17 protein-coding genes and 1 pseudogene are annotated in these 17781 nt (G+C 71.1%); 9 read left to right on the top strand and 9 right to left on the bottom strand.

Annotation, left to right across the window (positions count from 1 at the left end; genetic code table 11):
- Nucleotides 1-192: 192 nt before the first annotated feature.
- A pseudogene (locus AB0C16_RS33270) lies at nucleotides 193-1650 on the bottom strand (GH1 family beta-glucosidase); the annotation flags it as partial.
- Between the two features lie 84 nt (nucleotides 1651-1734).
- Between AB0C16_RS33270 and AB0C16_RS33265 the strand changes: the two are divergent.
- The 3 genes from AB0C16_RS33265 to rocD all read left to right on the top strand — a co-directional run bounded on the left by AB0C16_RS33265 (nucleotide 1735) and on the right by rocD (nucleotide 4341).
- A complete protein-coding gene (locus tag AB0C16_RS33265; RefSeq protein ID WP_357688855.1) occupies nucleotides 1735-2220 on the top strand; it encodes an Lrp/AsnC family transcriptional regulator in 486 nt (161 codons plus the stop codon).
- A gap of 110 nt (nucleotides 2221-2330) precedes the next feature.
- Nucleotides 2331-3128, top strand: coding sequence for a dimethylargininase (gene ddaH / locus AB0C16_RS33260; protein ID WP_357688853.1), 798 nt, complete (start codon nucleotides 2331-2333; stop codon nucleotides 3126-3128).
- A gap of 1 nt (nucleotide 3129) precedes the next feature.
- Nucleotides 3130-4341, top strand: coding sequence for an ornithine--oxo-acid transaminase (rocD, locus tag AB0C16_RS33255; protein ID WP_357688851.1), 1212 nt, complete (start codon nucleotides 3130-3132; stop codon nucleotides 4339-4341).
- 126 nt (nucleotides 4342-4467) lie between these two features.
- Here rocD and AB0C16_RS33250 read toward each other — a convergent pair whose 3' ends face one another.
- Nucleotides 4468-6015 (bottom strand): alkaline phosphatase D family protein, encoded by a 1548-nt coding sequence (locus AB0C16_RS33250; protein WP_357688849.1) that lies wholly within the window; start codon nucleotides 6013-6015, stop codon nucleotides 4468-4470.
- 246 nt (nucleotides 6016-6261) lie between these two features.
- Between AB0C16_RS33250 and AB0C16_RS33245 the strand changes: the two genes are divergently transcribed.
- From AB0C16_RS33245 to AB0C16_RS33235, 3 genes are read left to right on the top strand one after another with little or no spacing between them, the layout of a single operon-like run.
- Nucleotides 6262-7539: a Glu/Leu/Phe/Val dehydrogenase gene (locus AB0C16_RS33245; RefSeq protein ID WP_357688847.1), complete on the top strand. Its 1278-nt coding sequence runs from the start codon at nucleotides 6262-6264 to the stop codon at nucleotides 7537-7539.
- Complete coding sequence (locus AB0C16_RS33240) at nucleotides 7536-7679, top strand: hypothetical protein (RefSeq protein ID WP_357688845.1); 144 nt, start codon at nucleotides 7536-7538, stop codon at nucleotides 7677-7679. Before AB0C16_RS33245 ends, AB0C16_RS33240 begins: the two co-directional genes overlap by 4 nt.
- 57 nt (nucleotides 7680-7736) lie before the next feature.
- A complete protein-coding gene (locus tag AB0C16_RS33235) occupies nucleotides 7737-8561 on the top strand; it encodes a trypsin-like serine protease (protein WP_357688843.1) in 825 nt (274 codons plus the stop codon).
- Here the strand turns inward: AB0C16_RS33235 and AB0C16_RS33230 are convergent.
- From AB0C16_RS33230 to AB0C16_RS33220, 3 genes are read right to left on the bottom strand one after another with little or no spacing between them, the layout of a single operon-like run.
- The gene (locus AB0C16_RS33230) at nucleotides 8506-9432 is read right to left on the bottom strand and encodes a Gfo/Idh/MocA family oxidoreductase (protein ID WP_357688841.1); all 927 of its coding nucleotides are present in this window, start codon (nucleotides 9430-9432) and stop codon (nucleotides 8506-8508) included. The two genes, AB0C16_RS33235 and AB0C16_RS33230, sit on opposite strands and share 56 nt — an antisense overlap.
- The gene (locus AB0C16_RS33225; protein WP_357688839.1) at nucleotides 9429-10340 is read right to left on the bottom strand and encodes an NAD-dependent epimerase/dehydratase family protein; all 912 of its coding nucleotides are present in this window, start codon (nucleotides 10338-10340) and stop codon (nucleotides 9429-9431) included. The genes AB0C16_RS33230 and AB0C16_RS33225 overlap by 4 nt, the downstream gene beginning before the upstream one ends.
- Nucleotides 10341-10342: 2 nt before the next feature.
- Complete coding sequence (locus tag AB0C16_RS33220) at nucleotides 10343-10696, bottom strand: YrdB family protein (RefSeq protein ID WP_357688837.1); 354 nt, start codon at nucleotides 10694-10696, stop codon at nucleotides 10343-10345.
- Nucleotides 10697-10810: 114 nt separating this feature from the next.
- On the opposite strand from AB0C16_RS33220, the gene AB0C16_RS33215 reads away from it, so the two are divergent.
- Complete coding sequence (locus AB0C16_RS33215; RefSeq protein ID WP_357688835.1) at nucleotides 10811-11509, top strand: TetR/AcrR family transcriptional regulator; 699 nt, start codon at nucleotides 10811-10813, stop codon at nucleotides 11507-11509.
- Between the two features lie 60 nt (nucleotides 11510-11569).
- Here the strand turns inward: AB0C16_RS33215 and AB0C16_RS33210 are convergent, their stop codons facing one another.
- The 4 genes from AB0C16_RS33210 to AB0C16_RS33195 are packed head-to-tail and all read right to left on the bottom strand — an operon-like array spanning nucleotide 11570 to nucleotide 16428.
- Nucleotides 11570-12160, bottom strand: coding sequence for a TetR/AcrR family transcriptional regulator (locus AB0C16_RS33210; protein WP_357688833.1), 591 nt, complete (start codon nucleotides 12158-12160; stop codon nucleotides 11570-11572).
- 10 nt (nucleotides 12161-12170) lie between these two features.
- On the bottom strand, nucleotides 12171-14537 hold the full coding sequence (locus tag AB0C16_RS33205; RefSeq protein ID WP_357688831.1) for a PEP/pyruvate-binding domain-containing protein: 2367 nt from the start codon (nucleotides 14535-14537) through the stop codon (nucleotides 12171-12173).
- Nucleotides 14534-15913: an MFS transporter gene (locus AB0C16_RS33200; protein WP_357688829.1), complete on the bottom strand. Its 1380-nt coding sequence runs from the start codon at nucleotides 15911-15913 to the stop codon at nucleotides 14534-14536. Before AB0C16_RS33200 ends, AB0C16_RS33205 begins: the two co-directional genes overlap by 4 nt.
- Before the next feature lie 50 nt (nucleotides 15914-15963).
- On the bottom strand, nucleotides 15964-16428 hold the full coding sequence (locus AB0C16_RS33195; protein ID WP_357688827.1) for an ATP-binding protein: 465 nt from the start codon (nucleotides 16426-16428) through the stop codon (nucleotides 15964-15966).
- Between the two features lie 149 nt (nucleotides 16429-16577).
- Here AB0C16_RS33195 and AB0C16_RS33190 point away from each other — a divergent pair, with 149 nt between their 5' ends.
- A complete protein-coding gene (locus AB0C16_RS33190) occupies nucleotides 16578-17402 on the top strand; it encodes a helix-turn-helix transcriptional regulator (RefSeq protein ID WP_357688825.1) in 825 nt (274 codons plus the stop codon).
- Nucleotides 17390-17602, top strand: coding sequence for a DUF397 domain-containing protein (locus tag AB0C16_RS33185; protein WP_357688823.1), 213 nt, complete (start codon nucleotides 17390-17392; stop codon nucleotides 17600-17602). The genes AB0C16_RS33190 and AB0C16_RS33185 overlap by 13 nt, the downstream gene beginning before the upstream one ends.
- The last annotated feature ends 179 nt before the right edge of the window (nucleotides 17603-17781 follow it).

Genomic DNA, 17781 nt, shown 5'->3' with positions numbered 1-17781 from the left:
TGCCGGCCCCCTCCAGCAGGCTCGTGACGTACTGGACGACGGCGGAGACCAGCGCCTCGCCGCCGGGCCGGGGGCGGACAGGACCAGCGCCACCGAGTTCGTACGCCGCGTGACGAGGCTCCTGGCGGCGGCGTTGGGCACGTAGCCGAGCTCCTGGACGGCCCGCAGCACGACGGCGCGGACCTCGGGGCTGACCGACGCCTCGCCGTTGACCACCCGCGAGACGGTGGCCCGGGAGACCTGGGCGCGGGCGGCGACGGTCTCCAGCGTCGGCCGTTTCGGGCGGCTCACGCTGAGCCCGTTGCGTTTGATGACGTCGCGATACCACAGCGCGCTGTCCTTGAGCCGCCGCCGCTGGGTCGCGAAGTCGACGTGCACCAGGCCGAACTTGCGCCGGTAGCCGTCGGCCCATTCGACGCAGTCGAGCAGCGACCAGACGAGGTAGCCGCGGACTCGTGCGCCCTCGTCGAGTGAGGTGCGTAAGGCGCGCAGATGCTCTTCGAGGTAGCTCGTCCGGTCGACGTCGTGGATGCCGTCACCGGTGACGACGTCGACGAAGTCGGCGCCGTTCTCGGTGATCATCAGCTCGGTGCCGGGGTATTCGCGGGCCAGGCGGCGCAGGAGCAGCGTCAGGCCGCCGGGCATGATGGGCCAGCCCATGGCGGTCACCGCCGTGGGGACACTGCAGAACAGGATGCCCTCGCTGCCGGGGAAGGCGGGGTCGGCGGCGGCGCTGGGCTGGGCCTGCACCGCGATGGGCGTGTAGTAGTTGACGCCCAGCAGGTCGATGGGCCGGCCGATGAGGTCGAGGTCGCCGTCGTGGATGTGGCCGAGCCCCGCGGCCCGCTCGATCACGGGGAGCAGGTCGGCCGGGTAGCGGCCGCGCAGGATCGGCTCCACGAACTGCCGGTTGAGCAGCGCGTCGATCCTGGCCACCGCCTCGGTGTCCTCCTCGGACGGCTCCAGGGTGAAGTCGCCGAGCTGGGCGGGGGTCAGGACGGGCGACAGGTTGAGCACGACGCCGACCCGCGAGGCGCCCGCGGAGCGCAGCGCCTCGGCTCCGAGCCCGTGAGCCAGCAGCATGTGATGGGCGCCGGTGAAGGCGTCGGCCGCCGATCGCCGGCCCGGAGCGTGGACGCCGGAGCCGTGACCGGTGAAGGCGGCGACCCACGGCTCGTTGAGCGTGAACCAGGTGTCGACGCGGTCGCCGAGCCGCTCGTGGACGGCCCGCGCGTAGTCGGCGAACCGGTGGGCGGTGTCGCGTGAGGTCCAGCCGCCACGGTCTTCGAGGGCCTGCGGCAGGTCCCAGTGGTAGAGGGTGGTGTAGGGGGTGATGCCCGCGCCCAGCAGCTCGTCCACCAGCTTGTCGTAGAAGTCGAGGCCGGCGCCGTTGAGGCGGCCGGCCCCCTCGGGAAGCACGCGGGGCCAGCTCACCGAGAACCGGTAGGCGGCGAGGCCCAGCTCCTTCATCAGCCGGACGTCCTCGGGATAGCGCCGGTAGTGGTCGCAGGCGGGGTCGCCGTTGCGCCCGCCCGGGAAGCTGTCCCAAATGGACGGCCCCTTGCCGTCCTCGTCACTCGCCCCCTCGATCTGGTAGGCGGACGTGGACACTCCCCAGACGAAACCCTCGGGGAACCTCGCTGTGCTCATGTGACGAAAACCCTCCGGCGACTTGGCAGGCGCCCACAGTCTGCCGCATCGCGCGTAGGTGCTGTTAGGCGATATACAGGCCCCGTGGAACTGGATCGGCTGGATCGTGACATCATCGCGGCGCTCGTCGAGGACGCCCGCGCGACCTACGCGGAGATCGGGCACCACGTCGGGTTGAGCGCGTCCGCCGTCAAGCGCAGGGTCGATCGGTTGCGTGACACCGGGGCCATCACCGGGTTCAGCGCCAGGGTGGCGCCGCGGGCGCTCGGCTGGAACACCGAGGCCTACGTCGAGCTGTTCTGCCAGGGCAAGACCAAGCCGTCCGACATCGCGCTGGCGATGACGCGCTATCCCGAGGTGGTCGCCGCGGCCACGATCACCGGCGAGGCCGACGCGTTGCTGCACATCCGCGCCACCGACGTGCGCCACGTGGAGCGGGTGATCGAGCGCATCGCGGCGGAGTCCTTCGTGGTGCGCACCAAGAGCTCGATCGTGCTCTCCAGGCTCGTGGATCTGCCGACCGGGGCCGTCGCGGCCGACCCGCGCAACGGATCGCCGGTGGGCGGCTGAGACTCGCAACGAAACCCCGCCAAGACGCAATGTCGCCCGCTTGGCCTGCGCAAACATCCCTTCCTAGGCTGGCTGCGTCCCCTCTGCCTTTGACCATGACGGAGATCTGCATGCCCAAACACTTCCTGATGTGCCGCCCCGAGCACTTCGCGGTCGAGTACGCGATCAATCCGTGGATGCAGCCCGAGGCGGGCGCCGACCGCGATCTCGCGATCCGGCAGTGGGAAGGCCTCAGATCGGCGTACGAGGACCTCGGGCACAAGGTCAGCCTCATCGATCCGCTGGAGGGGCTGCCGGACATGGTGTTCGCCGCGAACGGCGCGCTGGTCATGGGCGGGCGCGTCTACGGCGCCAGGTTCGCCTACCCGCAGCGCGGTCCGGAGGGCCCGGCCTATCTACGCTGGTTCGCCGAACAGGGCTATCCCGTCCGGGAGCCGGAGCACGTCAACGAGGGCGAGGGCGACTTCCTCGCGCTGGACGACGTCGTGCTGGCCGGCACCGGCTTCCGCACCGCCCTGTCCGCGCATCAGGAGGCACAGGAGTTCCTCGGCCGCCCCGTGGTGTCGTTGACGCTGGTCGACCCGCGGTTCTACCACCTGGATACGGCACTATTCTCACTAGACGGCCGTAACGTCGCGTACTTCCCCGAAGCCTTCTCCCAGGGCAGCCAGGAGGTGCTGCGCCGGCTGTTCCCGGACGCGGTGCTCGCCGACGCGGCCGACGCCGAGGTGCTCGGGCTCAACGCGGTCAGCGACGGCGCCAACGTGGTGATCAACTCCGAGGCCGCCGGCCTCCGGCGCGAGCTGAGCCGGCGCGGCTACGAGGTGATCCCGGTCGAGCTGTCCGAGCTGCGTAAGGCAGGTGGCGGCCCCAAGTGCTGCACACTGGAGATCAGGGGGGAATTCTGAAATGACCACCAGCGCGGAGCTGATCGAGGTAAGCGAGCGCCGTAGCGCGCACAACTACCACCCGCTGCCCGTGGTGATCCGTGAGGCGGACGGCGCCTGGGTCACCGACGTCGAGGGCAAGCGTTACCTCGACTTCCTGTCCGGCTACTCGTCGCTCAACTTCGGCCACGGCAACCCGAAGATCCTCGAAGCGGCCCAGAGGCAGCTGCAGCACCTCACGCTGACCAGCCGGGCGTTCTACCACGACCAGTTCGCCGCGTTCTGCGCCGGACTGGGCGACCTCACCGGCAAGGACATGATCCTGCCGATGAACACCGGCGCCGAAGCCGTGGAGACCGCGATCAAGGTGGCCCGCAAGTGGGGCTACGAGGTCAAGGGCGTCGAGCGCGACAAGGCCAACATCATCGTGATGGAGGACAACTTCCACGGCCGGACGACCACGATCATCAGCTTCTCCACCGACCCCGACGCGCACGACGGCTTCGGCCCCTACACCCCCGGTTTCAAGGTCGTGAAGTACGGCTCGGTCGAGGCCGTGCGGGAGGCGGTCGACGCCAACACGGTGGCGGTGCTGGTCGAGCCCATCCAGGGTGAGGCCGGGGTGCTGGTGCCGCCGGACGGCTACCTCACGCAGCTGCGCGAGCTGTGCACCACCGCCAACATCCTGATGATCGCCGACGAGATCCAGTCGGGGCTCGGCCGCACCGGCAAGACGTTCGCCTGCGACCACGAGGGCGTCGTGCCGGACATCTACGTCCTGGGCAAGGCGCTCGGCGGCGGTGTCGTGCCCGTCTCGGCGATCGCCGCCGACGCCGACGTGCTCGGCGTGATCAAGCCGGGGCAGCACGGGTCCACGTTCGGCGGCAACCCGCTGGCCTGCGCCGTCGGCAACGCCGTGATCGAGATCCTCAACACCGGCGAGTTCCAGGACCGGGCCGCCCGGCTCGGTGAGGTGCTGCACGCCCGGCTGAACGAGCTGGTCGGCAACGGTGTGATCACCGTGCGCGGGCGCGGCCTGTGGGCGGGCGTCGACATCGACCCCTCGCTGGCCACCGGCCGCGCGGTGTCGAAGGCGCTGATGGGCCGGGGCGTGCTGGCCAAGGACACGCACGGCTCCACGATCCGGCTCGCGCCGCCGATCATGATCTCCGAGGAGGACCTCCTCTGGGCGGTCGACCAGCTCGCCGCCACGATCGCCTCGTTCCGGCAGTAGCGGGTACACCCCCTGCCCGCCGACCTGCCCGGCCGGCGGGTGGAGGGGCGCACGTGCCGGTCCTCTCCTGTGCGGTCACCCCGGTGCCGGCCGCGGGCGGGAGGATGGTTCCGCCTGTCTTCGTGGCTAGCGGAGCCGTACGGAGTCGATCTGCCTGAGGGTGTTGCCGGACGACTCGTACCAGGTCGCCTCGTCGGGGAAGGTGAGCGTGGCCACCGCGTTCTGAAACCACGGCCCCTCGGTGACCCGCCAGCGGAACGGCGGCCGGGGGATGCCGGCCAGCCGGGCGAGCAGCCCGCCGACGACCGTGGCGAGGCCGAACTGGGTGAGCACGTTGGCCCAGCGGAGGACCGGGCTGAGCGGGTTGCGGATCGGCGAGCAGACGATCTGCCAGACGGGGGCGGTGCGGGCCTTGGCCACGTAGGAGTAGTGGACGTCGCCGGACAGGATCAGCACCGGCTTGCCGACGCGGGCGAGCAGCCTGGCCAGGTCGTCGAAGGAGCGGCGGAAGGCGGCCCAGTGTTCGAGGTCTACGGCCTGCCTGAACTTCTCCGACCACCGCTGGACGCGTTTGCCCCATGCGCCGTCGCACAGGGCCTCGTTCCAGTTCTGCACCGAGTGCACGCCCTCGGGCAGCAGGAACGGGATCGAGGAGCCGATGACGATCCGGTCGGCGGGCTTGGCCATCTCCTCCAGGAGCCAGTCCCACTCCCCCGGGTCGAGCATCCGCCGGTCTCCCGGGGTGAGCTGCCTGGCGCACCGGGTGTCGATCATGATCAGGCGGGTGTGGCCCAGGTCGCGGGAGTAGCTCCAGCGGTTGCTGCCCGGCTCGGCGTCGGCCTTCTCGGCGAAGGCGTCGAGCGCGTCGCCTCCGTCGCCTGCCATCAGGCCGCGCAGCAGCGGATCGTCCGCCCGCTCCGCTGGAGACAGGTTGCCGAGGTGCTGGTAGACCCAGTAGGCGCCGAGCCCGGCGATCACCCTGCGCCGCCACCAGGAGACCTGGGCCATCTGCTCGCGCCAGGGTTGCGAGGTGTTCCAGTCGTCGCGCAGGTCGTGGTCGTCGAAGATCATCGCGGTCGGCACCGTGGAGAGCAGCCATCTGATCTCCGGTTCGGTCCAGGCCTGGCGGTAGAGCTCGCAGTATTCCTCGTAGTCGGCGATCTCGTTCTCGGGCGGGGTGCTCCGGCGCTCGTGGATGAAGTCGAGCATCTCGGGCGACGGGTTGTCGGCGTAGACCTGGTCGCCGAGCAGCAGCAGGAGGTCGGGCCACTCCTCCTCGCCGGCCGACATCAACCGGCCGCCGAAGGCGCGCAGCACGTCTTCGCCGTGGGTCAGGACGTGCGCGGTGTCGTGGGGCACGCTGGTGCGGCACGACCCGAACGCCATCCGGCGCGGGCCCTCGGCGGGCAGCAGCCGGATGCGGCTCGGTGGCCGCCCGTCGAGGGGCCACACCTGCTCGCCGTCCAGCTCCACCGAGTAAGAGTCGATATTTCCAGACAAATCGCTCAGGTCAACCAGTGTGTAATGGTGTCCGTGCACGGTGAAGGTGGGCGAGCGCCACGTCCTGTCCCCCGCCACCACGGCGACCGTGCAGGGCTCGCTGGTCTCCACCCAGATCGAGGCGCTGGACGAGTCGACATGGCGCAGCATCGGGCCGATCACGAGCGCGGGCATGCGCACCCCTCGATTCGACAGTTCGGCACACTCCGGATCACCAGCGTGCCAGAGTGGCACGTACCCAGCACATCGACCATCGGCTTGGATTGAGTGGCAACGGATCAGTCTCGATGCGGTCGCCATACTGGCTGGGCACTAAAAACTCCCCCGTTCTAGAATGATCACGATAAGTACGCCCAAAAAGGGTTGGAGCAACGGCGCTTTACCCGCACTTGGGCGTCCGAAACAGGAGGATGCTTTCCCATGACCATCGTGGTGCCGTCAATGACGCCGGCTCCGATCACTCCCGGCCGCCAGGCCCTCGACTCCGCTCTCCACCAGCTCGGCCAGGCCAGCGAGCATCTCGGGCTCGACGACGGCCTCCGCCTGATGCTCGCCACTCCCCGGCGCTCGCTGACCGTCTCGGTCCCGGTCCGCCGCGAGGACGGCCGGCTCGATGTCGTGCAGGGCTTCCGCGTCCAGCACAACGTCTCGCGCGGCCCCGCCAAGGGCGGCATCCGCTTCCACCCGAGCACCGACCTCGACGAGGTCACCGCGCTCGCGATGTGGATGACCTGGAAATGCGCGCTCGTCGGCATCCCGTACGGCGGCGCCAAGGGCGGCGTGGCCGTCGCCCCCGAGACGCTGACCACCCGCGAGCTGGAGCGCCTGACCCGCCGCTACGTCAACGAGATCCTGCCGCTGATCGGCCCGGAGAAGGACATCCCGGCTCCCGACGTCGGCACCGACGAGCAGACCATGGCCTGGATCATGGACACGTTCAGCGTCAACGCCGGCTACTCGGTGCCCGGCGTGGTCACCGGCAAGCCGATGGCGCTGGGCGGCTCGCTCGGCCGGGCCGGGGCGACCTCGCGCGGCGTGCAGATCGTGGCCCTGTCCGCGCTCGGCCGCTCACCCGAGGGCGTGACCGTCGCCGTGCAGGGGTTCGGCAAGGTGGGCGCGCTGGCCGCCCAGTACCTGTCCGACGCGGGCTGCACCGTGGTCGCCGTCTCCGACGTGTCGGGCGCGGTCCACGCGAGCAGCGGCCTGGACATCGCCGACCTGCGCGCCTGGGTCGCCGAGACGGGCAGCGTGCAGGGCTACCGGCACGCCGACGCCCTCGACCGCGACGAGCTGTTCGAGCTGGACGTCGACCTGCTGGTGCCCGCCGCGCTGGAAGGCGTGATCACGGCTGCCAACGCGCCCCGGATCAGGGCCCGGCTCATCGTGGAGGGCGCCAACGGGCCCACCACCCCCGAGGCCGACGAGATCCTGGCCGGGCGCGGCACGACGGTGGTGCCCGACATCCTCGCCAACGCCGGCGGGGTGATCGTGTCCTACCTGGAGTGGGTGCAGAACATGCAGGCCTACTCCTGGAGCGCGGCCGAGGTCGAGATGAGGCTGCGTGACCTGATGGAGAGCGCCTACGGCGAGGTGAAGTCGCTGGCGGCCGGTCGCGGTCTCACGCTCCGGCAGGCGGCGCACGTCATCGGCGTGGGCCGGGTCGCCGAGGCCCACCAGATGCGGGGCCTCTACCCGTGACGCCCGTGCCCCGCCTCCCGGTGAGGCGGGGCAAGGGCGTGCCCACGCCGTGGCCGCGGATGGAGGACGACCTGCACCTGCCGGTGTACGAGTCGGCGCACCCACGGCCGCGGGCGCTCGCCGCCCAGTACACAGGTTAGGTAAACCAAAGGTGTCGCAGGTCAGGGCTCTGATCATGGTTACCTAGAGTGTGGAAGGTGCTCAGGTTGGTGCTGTCCCTCGCCCTGCTCGACCCCGCCGGCGCCGCGGAGCTGTCACTACGGTCCGTGCCTCAGCAACGGGTGCTGACGCCCGACGGCGATCGGCTGGGCTACGCGCCGATCGCCGCTCCCTCCACCCCGCACCGGCAGTTGGCCGGGGTGCTGCTGGCCCGCGATCCGGTCACCGGCGGTCCCGTCCTGTGCGGGGGTTCGGTGATCAGGTCGAAGAGCCGCAGCCTGGTGCTGACCGCCGCGCACTGCCTGTACGACCGGGGCCGGATGCTGAAGCGGGTGACGTTCCTGCCGGGGTACGAACGGGGCCGGCCGCGGCTCGGCGCCTGGCGTGCGGTGCGGACGTGGGTGCCGGATCGCTGGCGGAGCGGGCCGTACTCCCCGGAGGTGCTTCCCTACGACATCGGCCTGGTCGGGGTGGCCAGGGGCGCACGCCCGCTGGAGGACGTGACGGGGCGCGGGCTGCGCCCGCTGCGCACCCGCCGGGGCACCTCGCTCGGCGGCCTGGAACTGCTCGGCTACCCGGCGGGCAGGCGCTACCCGGGCACGGATCTCTATCACTGCCTCGGCGACGCGGTCGAGGCCATCTCACAGGACCCCGGGCTGCTGGTCACGCGCAACTGCCACGCCCCGGCGGGCTCCAGCGGCGGCCCCGCGTTGTACGGCGACAGGGTGGCGGGCGTCGTCTCCTCCTCCAGCCCGCTGAGCGACCAGGGCGGTTTCACCGTGCTGGCGCGGCTCGGCGGCGGATCGTTCAACCGGATGCTGGCCCGCTCCGACCGGTGGATGCGGCGGCATCGGCCTGCCTGACGATGTCCTCGCAGACGGCGTGGGTGACCAGGGCGTCGTCGGCGGTGATCAGGCGGCCGTCGCGCACGGCGCCGAGGAAGGCCAGGCAGATCTGCTCGATGCCGCGCTGCCTGCCGACCGGTGTCCAGTCGGGCCGCCTGGTGAGCGTCTCACCGCCCGCGTGGTCGACCACGTCACCGAGGTTGACCACCCGGCGCTTGACCCCGTCGCCCATGACCTCGCAGGTCTCCTCGGCGGCGCCGCTCACCCGGTTCATCAGGCCGATCGCGGTGAACCCGTCGCCGGACAGCTCCAGCACGATGTGCTCGATCAGGCCGTCGCGCACGCGGGTGCGGAACCTGGTGCCGGTGACCTCGCCGGGGGCCAGGAAGCGCAGGGTGTCGACCACGTGGATGAAGTCGTCGAACACCGCCCGGCGGGGCACGTCGGGGTGGTCGGCCCGGTGCTTGGTCATCAGCACGAGGTGACGGGGCAGCTCGGCGAGCCCGGTGTAGCCGGGGGCGTGACGCCGGTTGAAGCCGGTCATCAGCGACCTGCCCATGGCCCGCGCCAGCCGCGCGAGATGCTCGCAGTCGGCCAGGTTGTCGGCGATCGGCTTGTCGACGTACACGTGCACCCCGGCCTCCAGCAGGGGCTCCACCAGCTCGCGGTGGGCGCCGGTGGCGGCGTGCACGAAGGCCGCGTCGACCCCGGCCTTGATCACCTCGTCCACGGACGAGAACCGGGCGGCGACACGGTAGGCGTCGCCGAGCCGGTCGAGGGTGTGCCTGTCGCGGGTGCACAGGTGCAGGTCAAGGCCGGGCTGGGTGGCGAGCACGGGGAGGTAGGCCTTCTCCGCGATGTCGCCCAGGCCGATCACGGCAATCTTCACGCCTCGAGCGTAGCCTTCAGCGCCTCGTCCAGCGGGGTCGGCACGACGCCGAACGTGCGCTGGAACGCCGTGGAGTCGAGCACGTACGGCGCGGTGAACTGGTAGCGGACGTGCCTGAGCTCGCCGATCATGGGCGAGAAGAGGCCCAGAGCTCTGACCAGCGGCCACGGCAGGCGCATGATCCTGGGGGCGGGCCTGCCCAGCATGGCCCCCGCCCGCTCGGCGAACTCCCGGAAGGTCCGCGGCTCGGCGGTGGGCACGTGCCACGGCCGGCCCCAGGCCCGCTCGTCGGCGCCCGCCACGATCAGCGCGTCGGCCACGTCGGGCAGGTAGGTCCAGCTGTGCGGCACGTCGGGTGGCCAGATCAGCTGGATCGTCCTGCCCGCGCGCAGCGGGACGAGGAACCTGTCTCCGAGGTAGGACTGGTCGGTGGCGCCGGGGCCGAAGTAGTCGGAGCCGCGCACCTCGGTCGCCCTGATCCGGCCCGCCTCGTGCGCGGCCAGCGCGTCGGCCCATATCCTGGCCCTGACCTGGAACTTGGGGTTGGTGGACGCGAGCGGCAGGTCCTCGGTCATCGGGCCGGCGACCGGGCCGTAGGGGTAGAGGTTGCCCAGGGTGACCAGCACCGCGCCGGTGGCCTCGGCGGCGCCCAGGAACGAGGCGGCCATCGGCGGCCAGTCGGTGAGCCAGCGGTGATAGCGGGGGTTGACGCAGTTGTAGAGGGCGTCGGCGCCCTTGGTGACCTCGATCAGCCGGGCCTGGTCGGCGACGTCCGCCGCCACCCTGGTCGCCCCGGCGGGGCCGCTGCCCGAGCGGGTCACGACGGTGACCTCGTGTCCCCGGGCGAGGAGCTTGCCGGCCAGGTGGTTGCCGACCTGGCCGGAACCTACGACGACGTGCTTACCCATGATCAGGCCTGCTTCCAGACGAGGCGGAGGACCGCGTTGACGACGAAGACGGCGGCGAAGGCGGCGGCCGGGGTGGTCTGGCCCGCGGCGTAGAGGGCCAGGGCCCCACCACCGAACCAGACGATCTCGAGGGCGGCTCGGGCGAGGCCGGTCAGCGGGAAGGTGGCATTGGCGCCGCCACCCGCGCCGAACAACGCCCAGGCGGCGACGAACAGAGCGGGCCCACCGAGGCCGGCGAGCAGTTTGACGCCCCAGTTCGCGCTCAGCGTGAAGCCCCAGTAGCCGACGGAGGCGAGGACACCAAGCTCCAGGAAGAACATCAGGGCCAGGTTGCCCGCCTTGGCGACGGTGAGCATCTCAACCTCCGGGTGACCGCCGTTCTCTTACGAGAGCAATGCTCTCTCAAGAGAGCATCAGTCGTCAAGAGCAGTGCTCTCGTTTTCTTCCGCCGCTCTGGTAACGTGCGGGGCATGACAGCCAGCCGTACCGCCCGAGAACGAGTCAGAGCCGAGCTGACCAGGGAGATCACCGACATCGCCCGCCGCCAGCTGGCCACCGAAGGCGCCGGAGGCCTGTCCCTGCGAGCCGTCGCACGGGAGATGGGCATGGTCTCCTCCGCCATCTACCGCTACTTCCCGAGCCGCGACGACCTGCTGACCGCGTTGATCATCGACGGCTACAACGCCCTCGGGGAGGCGGTCGAGCGGACCGACGCCGCCTCCCCCACCGGCGACTTCCTGGGCCGCTGGCTGCGCGTCTGCCACACGATGCGCGACTGGGCGGTGAGCCACCCGCACGAGTACGCGCTCCTGTACGGCTCGCCGGTGCCGGGCTACCACGCCCCTCAGGACACGGTCGCCGCCCGGGTCCGCGACGTCGCGGTGCTCGGCCGCATCCTCACGGAAGCCCACCGGGCCGGCGCGATCACCCCGCCGGACCTCGGTCCCCCTCCCTCGCCCGCCGTGGTGGCCGAAGCGGCCGACATCAGCGCGCTCATGCCCGGCGTGCCCGGCGAGGTGGTGCTGCGCGGCGCCATCGCGTGGACCTCGGTGTACGGATGGATCAACTTCGAGGTGTTCGGCCAGTTCGACAACACGATCGAGGACCGGAAGTCGGTCTTCGACCACCTGCTGCGGGTGCTGGCCGGCACGATGGGCCTTACCCGGTAGGACCTACCCGCCAGGCCCACCGGCACGGCGCCGGGTCGAGCCACGTGGCGGCGAGCCGCCTCAACGCGGCCCGAACAACGGCACGACCACCTCGTCGACGATCTCCACGACCAGCTCGTCGGGGATGGGCGAGCCGGAGAAGAGGAAGTGCTGCCTGAGCAGGGCCTGCCCGGCGTCGAGGCGGAGCGGGGTGACCACGTCGGGATCGATCTCGTCCCGCTCGACCGCCCGGCGGGCGATCTCCTCCATCATCCGCCTGCCCGCCCGCTGGGAGTTCTCCCGGAACCTGGCGCCCCGCGACTCGTCGCCCAACGCCTCGCCGAGCAGCCCGCGCAGGGCCTCGCCCGCGGGACCGGTCAGCAGCTCGGCCGTGCGCCTCAGCCCGGCCAGCGCGTCACCGCGCAGCGTGCCGGTGTCGGGCACCGAGACCGGGTCGGGCACCAGGTGATAGACGGCGTCCATCACCAGCTCGATGCGGGTGGGCCAGCGCCGGTAGAGCGACGCCTTGCTGGCCTTGGCCCGCTCGGCGACCCGTTCCATGGTCAGCCCGGAGTAGCCGACGTCGGCGAGCTCGTCGAGCGTCGCCCGGAAGATGGCGGCGCTGAGCTCCTCGCCGCGGCGGCGGGGCAGCTTGCGGTGGTCGGTGACCATGTCAGGAATCCTACGAAGCCGCGGAGACCAGGCCGGTGCCGCCGTCGACGGTCACCAGCTGCCCGTCGGACAGCACCGAGGTCCCCTCGCCGGTGCCCATGACGGCCGGGATGCCGTACTCCCTGGCGACGATCGCCGCGTGCGAGGCGCTGCCGCCCGTGTCCACCACCACGGCGGCGGCGCGCTGGAACAGCGGCGTCCACGACGGGTTGGTGTAGGGGCAGACGAGCACGTCGCCCTCGGCGAGGCCGCCGAAGCCGGCTGGGTCGCGGATGACCTTCACCGGCCCGGTGGCCGTGCCGGCGCTCGCGGGTGTCCCGGCGACCAGCGCGTCACCCATAGGGCGGACGGAGTGGATCGCGGCTGGGTCGATGAGCCGCACGCCCGCGAGCTCGTCGCGCTTGGCCGCTCTCCGCAACACCGCCGCGCGCAGCCTCTCGCGGTCCGGCTCGGCCATCATCTCGGCGTCGCCGATCCCTTCGAGCTCCTCCAACCGCAGGTGGAAGACGTCCTCGGGCTCCTGGAGCAGCCCCACGTCGCGCAGCCTGCGGCCGATCTCCACCAGCGACCGGCGCAGCACGGGCAGCGGCTCGGTGAAGAAGAAGTGGCTGTCCTCGCGGAAGGCGACGCCGGCGCGGGCCGCCTGGACTCGGCGGGTCATCCTGGCCCGCCGGGCCGCCGAACGCAGCCGGGGGTGGGCGAGCAGCCGCCCGAGCGCGTCGTCGGGGGCGGCGGGCGAAGGCGGCTTGGCCGCGAGCACCCTGATCAGGCCGAGCACCGTCTCCGGCGCGTCGGCCCAGGTGGGCGGGGTGACGAGCAGCGGGCTCGCGGTCTCGCGGTGGCCGTACTCGGCGAGGAAGGCCCGCAGCCCGGCGGCGAACGCGGCGGGCGGCGGGTCGGCGTCGAGGGCGCCCGTCAGGCGAGCCTCCTCGGCCAGCAGCTCCAGCGCCTGGTTGGCGTCGGAGGTGCGGGTGCGGGCGCCCGCGATCAGGGCGCCGAACTCCTTGCCGCGCCCGAGCAGCTTGAGCGACCCGAGCAGCCTCAGCAGCGCGAGGCCGCTGCCCGGCAGGTAGTCGATGCGCAGGTCGGCGACCGGCTGCGCCAGGTCGAGCGCCTGCCTGGGCACCCGGACCAGCTCCGGCCACGGCAGCGCGGCCAGGTCCCGGGACTCCAGCTCCTCGATCGCGGCGACGAACGCCCGGAAGCGCGGGTCATCGGTCCACCGGGCGGGGTCGTGGCGCCTGGCCAGCCGCAGGATCCGCAGCGGCGCGGCCAGCACGCGGATCGAGGGACGCGGCTGCGGCGGCACCAGCCGGTAGACGACGCCGTCCTCCTCCACCAGGAAGTCCTCGAAGGCGCCCTTGACGCCGAAGCCACCGGTCACCTTCGCCATCAGCCCGGCGGGGCCGTACGGAACCCAGGTCGACATGTCGATCGGGTAGGGCCGCACGGGAAGGTACTCCAGCAGGACCATGCCGAGCCTGCGACGCACGGGGTTGAGCCGCCCCAGCGGAGGCGGCGGGAGCGCGGTCATGGGACGGGCCTGCAGCAGGCTGACCCGGCCACCGGCGTAGGCCCACTCGATGTCCTGGGGCCTGCCGAAATGGGCGGCGACCCGGCCGGCGAGGCGGGCCAGCTCGCGCAGGGCCTCGGCGGGCAGGCGCTCGCCGGGCGTGTCCGTGCCGCTCTCGCGGGTGACGCCGCCGCCCGCCGCGCCGCGGATGACCACCTCACGCCGGCCCGGCGTGTACGCGGTGACCTCGCCGGCGGCGTCGAGCACGTAGTGGTCGGGGGTGACGAGCCCGGAGACGACGGCCTCGCCCAGCCCGCCGCTGGCGTCGACCACGATCCGCGCGCGATCGCCCGTGACCGGGTCGGCGGTGAACAGCACGCCGGCCGTCTCCGCCTCGACCATGCTCTGCACGACCACCGCGATGCGCACCTCGCCGGGGTCGATGCCGAGCCTGCGCCGGTAGGCCACGGCCCGCTCGGCCCACAGCGAGCCCCAGCACCGGCGTACGGCGTCGACCAGCGCCTCCTCTCCCACCACGTTGAGGTAGGTGTCCTGCTGGCCGGCGAACGCGGCGCCGGGCAGGTCCTCGGCGGTGGCGCTGGAGCGGACGGCGACCGGGCCGCCGCCGAGCGCCGCGTAGGCGGCGAGGACGGCCTCGCGCAGCTCGCCGGGCATCGGCACCCGCTCGAAGTGCTCGCGCGTGTCGTGCCCGTCCGCGACCAGCTCGTACGCGCCGGTCGTGATCACGAAGCCGTCGGGCACGGGGAAGCCGTTGCGGACCAGCTCTCCCAGGTTGGCTGCCTTGCCGCCGGCCTGGGCCAGGTCGTCACGGCCGAAGTCTCGCAGGGGCGCGACGAGTCTCATGAGTTCTCCTCGACGTAGGCGGTGGTGCGCAGGGGACGCGCCGGCAGGGCCAGCGCGAGGACGAAGGCCACGGCGAGCAGCGGCGCCATGGCCCCGAGGACGGGCGGCACGGCCTCGGCGAAGGCGGCGCGCACGCTGTCGGGCAGCTCGGACACCACGGCCGTGGGGATGTCGCCGGCGAACCGCCAGGTGATCAGCGCCCCGGCGAGCGCGACCCCGGCCGAGGCGCCGATCTGCCGCATGAACGTCACCGCCGACGTGGCGGCGCCGAGGTCGGCGTACTCGACGGCGTTCTGCGCGGCCAGCACCATGACCTGCATGACGAGCCCGATCCCGAGCCCGATCAGCAGCATCACGGCCGTGATCGCCACCGCGCCGTGCACGAAGGCCAGCAGGGCCAGGCCGAGCGCGGCCACCGCGGTGCCCGCCACCGGATAGGGCTTGTAGCGGCCGGTCCTGGTGATGAGCCTGCCGGAGACGACGGTGGTGATCAGCACCCCGGCCATCAGCGCCGTCACCAGCAACCCGGCCTGGGTGGCGGTGGAACGCAGCGCGATCTGCAGGTAGGCCGGCATGTACGTGATGGTGCCGAACAGCGCGAATCCGATGAGCAGGCTGATCATCACGGGCACGGCGAAGGCCCGGTCGCGGAAGAGCCGCAGCGGCAGGATCGGGTCGGCCGCGTACCTGGCGCTCACCAGCCATCCCACGGCGCCCGCGAGCGCCACGGCCAGGAAAAGCGGCTCGCGGGTCTGGCCGAGCAGCACGACGCCGATCACGGCGACGGCCAGGGTGAGCGCCCCGGCGACGTCGATCGGCGCGCGGCTCACCGGCCTGGGCAGCCGCAGCGTGGCCGTCAGCAGGACCAGCGCGATCAGCCCGAGCGGCGGGTAGACGGCGAAGATCCACCGCCAGTCGAACCGGTCGACGACGAACCCGCCGAGCAGCGGCCCGCCGACGGCCGCGACGATGTAGGCGGCGCCGATCAGGCCCAGGTAGCGGCCGCGCTCGCGGGGGCTGACGAGCTCGCCGATGATCGCCTGTGCGCCGATCATCAGGCCGCCGCCGCCGACGCCCTGCACCGCGCGGAACGCGACGAACTGCGGCATCGACCCGGCCGTCGCGCACAGCACGGCGCCGGTGACGAAGATGACGATCGCCGCCTGCATCATCGGCTTGCGCCCGTACCTGTCGCCGAGCTTGCCGTAGACGGGCATCACCACGGTGGCGGCGACCAGGTAGGCGGTGATCACGGCGGGCATCTGGTCCAGCCCGCCGAGGGCGGTCGCCACGGCGGGCAGCGCCGGCGCCATGATCGTCTGGTCGAGCGCGCCTAACAGCATCGCCAGCAGCAGCCCGGGGAGGACGAGCTTCATGACCGCTCCTTAGAGAACGAGTCGTTCTCTAGAAACGATAGAGGTCCATCTTAGGAAACGCAACGTTCACTAACGCGGCCTGAGAGCGGACCGGCAAGAGGAAGGGGGACGGCTCGGATGGCGCACCAGACGGTACGGCCCCGCCCGCGACCGTGCTCCCGGATGCCCCAATCCTGGGAGATCTCCCGGACGATCAGCAGCCCACGGCCGTCCTCCGCCTCCGGTTCCCACCGGAGGCGGGGCCCGCAGAACGCGGAGCCGGGATCACGAACCTCCACGCAGACCACCCCCTCCGTCGCGGTGACAGTGAGTCCGATGAGGTCGCACGGCCTGGCGTCGGAGTGCCGGAGCGCGTTCGTCACCAGCTCGGACACCGCCAGCACGGCATCGTCGACCGCGGGGTGATCCCCTCCGAGCCATCTGCGCACTTCCGAGCGAGCGTACGAGACAGACTCGCGAATACCCGCCAGTTGGATCGAACCGATGATCCTCGGCTCGGCGCTCGTTGCTTTCATCACTTCACCCACTCGAAGAAGTCGGCCTTGATCCGCCTTCCAACCATCCCAAGCCCCAATTACAATGAGTAGCCGGTTGACTTCGATATGCCATCAACGGTTTCGATGAAAGACCTGTTGAAACAGTGGCGGTTCCCCCGGGAGGTCAGGTGCCGAAGGAAAGCGAGCTGTGCCCCGCCGACTCACCGACCGCGCTCTTCGGCTTCGAGCTGCGGCGACACCGCAAGGCCCGGGGTTGGTCCCAGATCCGCCTGTCGAAGGCGGTGTCCTACTCCGTCGGCACGATCAGCATGATCGAGACAGCCAGGCGGTCACCGACGGAGGAGTTCGCCCGCCACTGCGACGAAGCGCTGGAGGCGGAGGGGGCGCTGATGCGGCTCTGGCCGATGGTCAGCCACGCATCGGCCCCGCCGTGGTTTCGACCGTGGCTCGACGTGGAGGCCACGGCGGAGGCGATCCGCACCTGGGAACCACTGGTCGTGCCCGGTTTGCTCCAGACCGAGGACTATGCCAGGGCCATGCTGAGCGGCGAGCCCGGCGTAACGCCGGAGGAGGTCGAGGAGCATGTGACCGCCCGTATGGAACGCCAGTCCATCCTCCGGCGGCCCAAACCTCCCATGCTCTGGGTGGTGCTCGACGAAGGAGTTCTGCATCGCCCGATCGGCGATTCCGTCGTGATGACGGCGCAAATCGCGCACCTTCTCGAGGTCAGCCAAGCACCCCGGATCACCATCCAGGTTCTCCCCCTCAGCGCCTACTCCACGACCGGTCTGCTCGGAGGCTTCGCCATCGCCCAAGCACACGGAACCCCTGACACGGCATATGTTGAAGCCGCTTCCAACGCCCAGGTGACCGACTGGACTGAAACCGTCAGAACCCTAGCATTCAGATATGAGGGGATTCGCTCCGAAGCGCTCTCCCAGCGCGAATCCATTAATTTGATCAAGGAGACGATGCAGCGATGGACGAGTTGACCCTGGAGCTACGGATGGCCACGTGGATCACGTCTTCCTACTCGGGCAGCAACGGGGGCAACTGCATTGAGGTCGCCGAACTCTCCGGAGGGCGCCGAGGCGTCCGCGACAGCAAGAACCCCACCGGCCCGGCTCTGGTCTTCACTTCGGGCGAGTGGAACGCCTTCATCAACGGTGTGAAGAACGGCGAGTTCGACTGATCAATACGCCGTCGAACACTCGTCATCGAACAGGTACTACATCCGTAGATCGCGTGGTAACAAGTCGCCTCGTCGGCGGTAGTGGCTGATAAGAGCGCGGGTTTGGTGGGCTTGCCGGAATCTGGACCAGGCCAGGACATGCTCGACGGCGCTGGCGGCCGGCACGATGAGGCGGGCGA

The sequence above is a fragment of the Nonomuraea sp. NPDC048916 genome (genome assembly GCF_040649575.1).
In the GTDB taxonomy this organism is placed as follows: Bacteria; Actinomycetota; Actinomycetes; order Streptosporangiales; family Streptosporangiaceae; genus Nonomuraea.
The sequence above is the reverse complement of the archived record's forward strand: the minus strand, read 5'-3'. Positions and strand labels throughout refer to the sequence as shown.

What these genes read in the sequence shown, in the direction of transcription:
- AB0C16_RS33185 (WP_357688823.1), top strand. Translation starts at nt 17,390, where the DNA reads ATGGACGAGTTGACCCTGGAGCTACGGATGGCCACGTGGATCACGTCT.
- AB0C16_RS33225 (WP_357688839.1), bottom strand. Translation starts at nt 10,340, where the DNA reads ATGGGTAAGCACGTCGTCGTAGGTTCCGGCCAGGTCGGCAACCACCTG.
- AB0C16_RS33220 (WP_357688837.1), bottom strand. Translation starts at nt 10,696, where the DNA reads ATGCTCACCGTCGCCAAGGCGGGCAACCTGGCCCTGATGTTCTTCCTG.
- AB0C16_RS33205 (WP_357688831.1), bottom strand. Translation starts at nt 14,537, where the DNA reads ATGAGACTCGTCGCGCCCCTGCGAGACTTCGGCCGTGACGACCTGGCC.
- ddaH (WP_357688853.1), top strand. Translation starts at nt 2,331, where the DNA reads ATGCCCAAACACTTCCTGATGTGCCGCCCCGAGCACTTCGCGGTCGAG.
- AB0C16_RS33195 (WP_357688827.1), bottom strand. Translation starts at nt 16,428, where the DNA reads ATGAAAGCAACGAGCGCCGAGCCGAGGATCATCGGTTCGATCCAACTG.
- AB0C16_RS33245 (WP_357688847.1), top strand. Translation starts at nt 6,262, where the DNA reads ATGACCATCGTGGTGCCGTCAATGACGCCGGCTCCGATCACTCCCGGC.
- AB0C16_RS33250 (WP_357688849.1), bottom strand. Translation starts at nt 6,015, where the DNA reads ATGCCCGCGCTCGTGATCGGCCCGATGCTGCGCCATGTCGACTCGTCC.
- AB0C16_RS33215 (WP_357688835.1), top strand. Translation starts at nt 10,811, where the DNA reads ATGACAGCCAGCCGTACCGCCCGAGAACGAGTCAGAGCCGAGCTGACC.
- AB0C16_RS33200 (WP_357688829.1), bottom strand. Translation starts at nt 15,913, where the DNA reads ATGAAGCTCGTCCTCCCCGGGCTGCTGCTGGCGATGCTGTTAGGCGCG.
- rocD (WP_357688851.1), top strand. Translation starts at nt 3,130, where the DNA reads ATGACCACCAGCGCGGAGCTGATCGAGGTAAGCGAGCGCCGTAGCGCG.
- AB0C16_RS33210 (WP_357688833.1), bottom strand. Translation starts at nt 12,160, where the DNA reads ATGGTCACCGACCACCGCAAGCTGCCCCGCCGCCGCGGCGAGGAGCTC.